The sequence below is a fragment of the candidate division TA06 bacterium genome (assembly GCA_004376575.1).
In the GTDB taxonomy this organism is placed as follows: domain Bacteria; phylum Hydrothermota; class DG-26; order E44-bin18; family E44-bin18; genus E44-bin18.
On the sequence record SOJN01000095.1, the window covers coordinates 1 to 7262 of the forward strand.

5 protein-coding genes are annotated in these 7262 nt (G+C 51.3%); all 5 read left to right on the forward strand.

Annotated features, from left to right (window positions below; all coding sequences use genetic code 11):
- Positions 1-271 precede the first annotated feature (271 nt).
- From E3J62_08605 to E3J62_08625, 5 genes are read left to right on the forward strand one after another with little or no spacing between them, the layout of a single operon-like run.
- Complete coding sequence (locus E3J62_08605) at positions 272-1918, forward strand: glycosyltransferase (protein ID TET45081.1); 1647 nt, start codon at positions 272-274, stop codon at positions 1916-1918.
- Positions 1908-2630, forward strand: a complete 723-nt coding sequence (locus E3J62_08610) for a class I SAM-dependent methyltransferase (protein ID TET45082.1) — start codon at positions 1908-1910, stop codon at positions 2628-2630. Before E3J62_08605 ends, E3J62_08610 begins: the two co-directional genes overlap by 11 nt.
- Positions 2627-3484 carry a hypothetical protein gene (locus E3J62_08615; protein TET45083.1) on the forward strand — a complete coding sequence of 286 codons (858 nt, stop codon included), beginning with the start codon at positions 2627-2629 and terminating at the stop codon, positions 3482-3484. Before E3J62_08610 ends, E3J62_08615 begins: the two co-directional genes overlap by 4 nt.
- Positions 3481-4872, forward strand: coding sequence for a radical SAM protein (locus E3J62_08620; protein ID TET45084.1), 1392 nt, complete (start codon positions 3481-3483; stop codon positions 4870-4872). The genes E3J62_08615 and E3J62_08620 overlap by 4 nt, the downstream gene beginning before the upstream one ends.
- Position 4873: 1 nt before the next feature.
- Positions 4874-7246, forward strand: coding sequence for a DUF2723 domain-containing protein (locus E3J62_08625; protein TET45085.1), 2373 nt, complete (start codon positions 4874-4876; stop codon positions 7244-7246).
- The last annotated feature ends 16 nt before the right edge of the window (positions 7247-7262 follow it).

Consider the following 7262-nt stretch of genomic DNA (forward strand, 5'->3'; position numbering starts at 1 on the left):
TCCTTCGCACTCGGCTTCGCCAAGCATAAACTCCGTCGGAGGGAGCTTGCTCGGCGCCACTTCGTACAACAAGCTGCGCGCCACCCCGTGTATCTCACTTCGTGAGAAACGGGGCAGGCAAGTGGCGCTACTCCAAAACAGAAGTCCGCAGGACCGCGGGTCAGCCCAGATATAAGATGTAAGACATTGGATGTAGGACCGCCCTTCGTACTGCGGCGCGAATGTAGTTTTGGGTTGAAAAGGGAGGTGGAAGCGGCTAGTATGCTTGTAGATGCATGTTGGGGGTCAGGTGGTTGTTTCTGTTGTCATTCCTCTCCTCAACGAGGAGGAGAATCTCAGGCCCCTCTATGAGAGGCTGAAAAGTTCCCTATCTCATCTTCCCTGTGAAAGTGAAATAATATTCGTAGACGATGGTTCCACAGACTCTACCCTGCAAGAACTGCAAGATATTGCGGCGAACGATACCCGTGTAAAGGTTGTTCCGCTCAAGCAGAACATGGGACAACACGCGGCAATACTCGAGGGTTTCAAGCAATCAAAAGGTGAAATCGTCGTCACCCTGGATGGGGACTTGCAGAACCCTCCTGAGGAGATACCACGACTTGTTGAGAAACTGTCTGAAGGATTTGATGTTGTCGCTGGCTGGCGCAAAGGAAGGAAGGACAATCGCTTCAGATTGATCCTCTCAGCCTTTCTGAATCTCTTTGCGTCCCTGGCAACTGGAGTCAGAATGAGAGATTACGGATGCATGATGAGGGCGTACAGGAGAGGCGTGCTGCAGTCGGTGTCTGTCTATGGCAGGCACACCCCATTCATTCCAACCCTGGTCACTTCCATGGGCTCCAGGACGTGTGAGGTTCCGATAGGGCACGAACCGAGAAAGAGAGGGAGGTCAAAGTACGGCCTGATTGGCCTGCTTTCACTCTATTCAAGCCTGGTTGCTGATTTCATCCACATAAAGATGGGGTTGCGGCCTAAGGCCAGGAAGCCGCTTTCTCACAAACTCGTCTTTTTCGGATATGGGCTCATCGGCCATGCGTGCCTGGAGTTCCTGCTGAGAACAAAGCACAATGTGGCGCGCGTCGTCACACATGCTGATGATCCTGACGAAGAGTCATGGTTTCCATCTGTTCATGATCTGGCTGCAAAAAATGGGATACCAGTCCTTGCACCACTGAAAGTCACCGATCCGGTTCTGGCTGAGACTGTGGAAAGACTGGAACCCGACTTGATCCTCTCGGTGTTCTACCGGCAGATCCTTCCCCGAAGGCTTCTTGACATACCGCGGCTCGGAGCAGTCAATCTCCATCCCTCGCTTCTGCCCGGATACAGGGGGAGATGCCCGCTGAACTGGGCCATCATAAATGGAGAGAAGAAGTCCGGGGTTACACTCCACTACATGACCGAGAAGGCCGACAGTGGCGACGTGATAGGCCAGCTTGAATTCGAAATAGCCGATGAGGACGACATCAAGACGGTCTATGAGAAGACGGTCACCGCTTCCCTTGAAATACTCAGGAGATTTCTGCCCACTATTTTTGACAGGGGGGCTGTGCGAACTCCTCAGGATGAAAGGCAGGCTTCATACTTCGGTAGAAGAACTCCTGAAGACGGGAGAATCGACTGGGCAAAGGGTGCGGACGAGATCCACAATCTCATACGAGGTGTGACCCACCCATTTCCTGGCGCATTCTCATTCATAAAAGACAAGAAACTGCTGATATGGAAGGCAACTGTCTCAGATCGCAGTGGGGCCCCGGGAGCCATAATAGGAACGGCGAACGGAAGTTTTCTGGTCGGAGCCGGAAGAGGCGCTCTCATACTGCAACGTACCCAAATGGAAGGCGAGGATGAGACTGATGGAACTGCTGCTCTTCAAAGGCTTGGTGTGAAACAGGGAGACAGGTTTGACTTCTAAACTGAAGGCTACACAAAAGTTCTTTGATGCCTACTGGCAGCATGAGAGAATAAGGAAACTCGACTCGATCGGCCTTTTCGCCAGGTCCGCAACCAAGAAAGCCTATGCGCTCATGGGCGGCTTGGAGGGGAAGAGAGTTCTGGAAGTGGGCCCGGGAGAAGGATTCGATCTGAAAGATATGTCTGAGCGCGGCGCGCAGGTTTTTGGTGTGGACGTATCTTCACACAGTCTCGACCTCTCCAGACAAATGTGTTCTCAGAGCAGCCTCTTCAAGATGGACGGAGAAAGTCTCGGATTCAGCGGTTCGGTCTTCGACCTTGTCTTCTCCAGAACCCTTCTCATGCACGTTGACAGAGGAATTTTTCTGAGGGAGTGCGTGAGGGTGCTCAAACCAGAGGGAAAGGCGATCTTCATAGAACCCTTGAAGTACAATCCGCTTCTGCTGCCCTACAGAGCAGCCTTGTCTTCGGGTCGGTTCATAGAACCTGACTATCTGAGACCAGCGGAAATAGAAAAGATGAAGCACGTCTTCTCCTCTGTCAAGGTCTGGTTCTATTACTTCGTCTCTGCTCTCGGTGGGCCGTTTGCATCAATTGCCCCGTGGTCAAAAGTTCTTTTCTATCCACTGGAGACGATTGACAGGGCCCTTCTATCAGTTCTTCCTCCCTTGAGAAACCTCTGCTGGATTTCTGTCATAGAGTGCACCAAATGATGTTGGGATTGAGAGTGGATGTTGATACTCTTTTCGGGCTGTCCAGAGGTGTACCCAGGTTGCTCTCTTTGCTGGATGAGCTCGATCTCAAGGCGACCTTTTTTCTTCCGATGGGGCCTGATAGAATGGGCCGGAATGTAAAAAGGATAGTCAAAGAGAGAGGCCTTGGACGTTCACTTGCGCCTTATTTGAGGCTCTACTCCTGGCAGACGCTGCTGGCAGGCACCGTGGTGGAGACGGCGGATTTCTCCCAGGCCGGTGTGAAGATGATGTGGAAAATCAAGAGAATGGGACACGATGTTGGTCTTCATTCATTCGACCATTTCAGATGGCAGAACAGTGTCAATCAGTTTTCCAGAAACGAGCTGGTAACAGAATTCCAGAGGTGCATAGAGAGCTATCTTTCTATTTTTGGAGAAATGCCGCGATGCTGGGCAGCGCCAGGTTGGAGGACAACAGAGCTTTCCCTTTCTGTCGAGGATGGGCTTGGATTCGATTATGCCAGCGACACCAGAGGATTTGCCCCCTTCTATCCGGTATTCAATGGGATATCGCTGAAGACTCTTCAGGTTCCGGTGACCTTACCCACTCTGGATGAACTGATACACCAGGGGAAGAGTTCACTGGTCTTGCCCGCATCTGGACCACACGTCCACTGCGCGCACGCAGAGGTTGAAGGTCTTTCCAGATTGGAGTGGTTCTCTCAACTCCTGAGGCATGTTCTTGAACATGGAACCTCTGTGGTTTCGCTGTCAGCGTTGGCTCAATCGGTCTCTGATGCTCCCGGGTGTGCCGTGAGGGATGGAAGAGTTCCGGGAAGGACTTCAACGGTCGCAGTCCAGGTGACTGAATGAAGATACTCCTTCTTTCACCACCACAGCAGAATATCTACGGAAGATTTGGGCCCCCGTATGCTCCTCTGGGCCTTTTGCAGATTGGCGCATGTCTCAGGGCCGCAGTCCATGACGTAGAGTTTCTGGACATGGCACTCTATCCAGGGGAGTTTCGTGCAAGACTGAAAAGCTTCAGGCCAGAGATGGTGTGTATAACTTCAGTCACTCCCACATTTCCGAGCGCCCTGGAAATTGCACGAGTTGTAAAGAGTGAGTCAAGCGCGCACGTCGTTTTTGGTGGTCCACATGTGAGCATCCTTCCAGAGGAGCCGCTCAAAACTGGCAAGGTCGATTTTGTGGTGGTGGGGGAGGGCGAAGAGACAGTTGTGGAACTTGCACAAGCGATAAGGGGTGGAGACCCCTGTCAGGTAACTGGTTTGTGCATGCGCTCGAATGGAGAGACATTCTTGACCGGTCGCAGAAGACCGATTGAAAAACTGGACACCCTTCCCTTTCCTGATTGGACTCTCATCCGACACATAGGCGCCTATGCGCCGCCTGAAGCGTACAGCAGGAGGGTGTTCACAATTATGACATCCAGGGGGTGCCCATTTGACTGCTCTTTCTGTGTGTCATCCAAGCTCTTCGGGAAGAAAATCAGAAGAAGAAGCGTCCAGAACGTTCTGGCTGAGATGGTGAGCTTAGTACGAAACCAGGAGGCAGCCGAGATCCACTTTGCCGATGACTGCTTCACGTCGAACAGGAAGTGGGTCCTTGACTTTTGTGATGCGGTCGAAAGGGAGAAGCTGAGAATCAACCTTTCATTTATGAATGGGCTGAGAGCAGATGAGGTTGATGAAGAGGTACTTGCGGCACTCAAGAATGCCGGAGTCAGGACCGTGGGATTTGGGGTTGAGACCGGCAACAAGAGTCTGATGGAAAAATCTGGCAAACGTCTCTCTCTTGATGCTGTTGAGAAGGCCTTCGAGATTTCAAGAAAGATGGGTTTGAACACCTGGGGTTTCTTCATCATAGGTTTTCCAAAAGAGACGCGGAAACAGGCTTTGGCCACTTTCGCTCTGGCTCGCAGGTTAGATCCCGACTTTGCCAAGTTTTTTCCTCTGGTCCCATATCCCGGAAGCGAAGTCTTCGAGGAAATGGAAGATGCTGGACTTCTTGGCTGTCACGATTGGGCAAGCTATGGACTGTACAGCGGGTATGTTCCTACACTTTCTCAAATGAGCTCTACTGAGGTGGCTGATCTGGTAAGAACATTCTACAAGAAGTTCTATCTGAGACCGAGGAAGTTCTTCCTCAGGCTGTTGAGAGTCAGGTCCGTGGTTGAGCTGTGGTTGAATTTGAGGATGGTTCTGTTTCTGGGCCGCAGGTTTGTGGGCAAGGAGGCGTAGCATGAGGTTCAGGAGAGAGGAAGCTGAAGGATCTGTTTTTGCCTCTCCTCCGTCGGCTGATGCCGACGAAGGATCCAAAATGCCTCGTCTTTTCTCTGGAAAAGCCGGTCCTTTTGGACTCCATTGGGCATCGATGGCTGTCAGTTTCACCCTCCCAATGGCAATATACACTCTCACCGCTTGTCGCACAGTCTACTGGGGTGATACGGGAGAATTCCTGGTCGCGGCAATCGGGCTTGGAATACCTCACTCGCCCGGCACACCACTCTATCCCCTCCTGGGTAGGGTCTTTTCACTTCTTCCTCTGGCCGGAACAGTCTTGTGGGTCAATCTGATGTCTGCCTTTTTCGCATCTGTCTCTGCCCTTTTGGTCTACTTTATCGTCCTGCACGCATCTCTTGCCCGTGAGAGCACATCACGGTCCTGTGCAATCGCAGGGGGCCTTGTCGCTTCGTTGGTCTGGGCTTTCACCAACTCCCTCTGGTCCTACTCAACGGTCGCGGAGGTGTACACGCTCCAGTTAGCGTTCGTATGTGGGCTGACTCTTATTGGACTGAAGCTGCATTTGCCGAAGGGTAGCAACCTTAGTCTGCTCCCTTTATTCTTCTTTCTTTTCGGGCTGAGCCTCACCAACAATATTACTGTACTCCTCCTGGCTTTTGCATTTGCAGTCCTGATATGGCGTCCTTTCTTTGCGCTCGGAGCAAAATGGAAGACGCTCGTACTATTTCTGTTTGTGCTCGGTCTGACTCCATATCTTTATATGCCGCTCAGGTCCATACACAATCCGGCCATCGACTGGGGAAATCCAGAGACGACGTCGCAGTTCATGTGGGTATTGACGGCCCGGGAGTTCTCGAGAAATATGCTGGGACTCAAATATGCCCTGACAGGGGGAATCTTCAAGGCTTTCATGATCTACCTTAAGCTCTTGCTTTCCGATATATCCACGGCAGGTTTGGTTCTTTCCATCATTGGCGCAGTATCTCTTTTTCTGACGTCAAAAAGGATTCTTCTTTTCTTCGCGCTCATGTACGTCATAAACCTTGCCTACTCCTTTGCATTTGGCGCTGACCTGGAGCTGGAGGCATATCTCTTGCCTTCCCTTTTGGTTCTGGTGGTGCTTCTGGGAATGGGAGCGGCAAGGCTCGTCTCCTTCGGAAGGAAGAGATTTGGTCTGCTCATTTTTGCAGTCGTTCTTCTCACTCCCTTGACCATGCTCATTTCCCGTTACGAAGAAAGAGACCTGAAGGGCAACAGTTATGCAGAAGAGACAGGAAACGGTCTCATCTCTTCAATAGATGAAGGCGCACCTTTTTTCACAGAGAATACTGTGGATCTATTCACCGCCCTGTATGTCCAATCTATCAAAGGAGTCCGGCCAGATGTGCCCCTGATCTACTTACCCTACCTGAAGTATGAGTGGTACAGGGAGCAGGTTGCTCAGAGATTTGGAATGGACATTCCTCAAAACGAAGTCCGACTCATCGAACTGATGCAAGCAAAGGGGGCATATTACACTCCCCTCGACAAGATCACTATCCCTTACAATCTTCTCATTCCGGACGGGATCAGGTTCAAAGTGGTTTCTGACTCACTTACCAGTGATTTGATTTCTGCCAGTGATTCCAGGATGGCCAGTATCGATTTTGATCGCGAGACAAAAGATTATGATACCAGGCGCCATTTCGCAATGATCCACTCATATCTGGGTGAGTACTTCTTTCTGGGGGGAAGGTCCGACCTCTCCTCTAGAGAGTACCATAGGGCAGCCGAGATTATGCCGAAGAACAGTGAAATCCAATTGAACCTGGCTATTGCCCTGGAGCGGTCAGGGAGATTGGATGAGGCCTTTTCCGCATACCAGAGGTGTTTCTCTCTTGGCGGCAATAGACTGAGAATTCTGAAGGGGCTAGGAAAGGTCAGTCTGAAGCAGGAGAACGCGGCGGCTGCCAGAGACTACCTGCTCAAGGCTGCATCCTTAGATGTGACGGATGCCTTCATCTTCTACAATCTGGGTCTGGCACACCTGAAGATGGGGGACTTCAGGGCTGCCGCAAAGGCGAACCTGAAGGCTATCGAACTCAAACCTCTTTTTCCTGAGGTCCACGTGAATCTTGGGATCTCATATTTGAACATGGGGCAATTGCCTCAGGCAGTGGCACATCTCAGGAAGGCCATCTCTGCAGATTCTGTCCATATCCCGGCATACATAAATCTTGCCCAGGTGTACGTCTTTATGGATAGCCTTGAAACGGCCATGGCTGTGCTTGAAGCAGGCGCTGCTGGGGCTGCCAGCAGTAGAGATTTACGGATGATTGAGGGGAAACTAATGGAGCTTCGAGAATTGAGCAAATCTCTTGACAAAAAGTGAGAAACCGTGCTAAAAT

Excerpts from the sequence above, each read along its gene's own strand:
- E3J62_08620 (TET45084.1), top strand. The coding sequence starts at position 3,481 with ATGAAGATACTCCTTCTTTCACCACCACAGCAGAATATCTACGGAAGA.
- E3J62_08615 (TET45083.1), top strand. The coding sequence starts at position 2,627 with ATGATGTTGGGATTGAGAGTGGATGTTGATACTCTTTTCGGGCTGTCC.
- E3J62_08625 (TET45085.1), top strand. The coding sequence starts at position 4,874 with ATGAGGTTCAGGAGAGAGGAAGCTGAAGGATCTGTTTTTGCCTCTCCT.
- E3J62_08605 (TET45081.1), top strand. The coding sequence starts at position 272 with ATGCATGTTGGGGGTCAGGTGGTTGTTTCTGTTGTCATTCCTCTCCTC.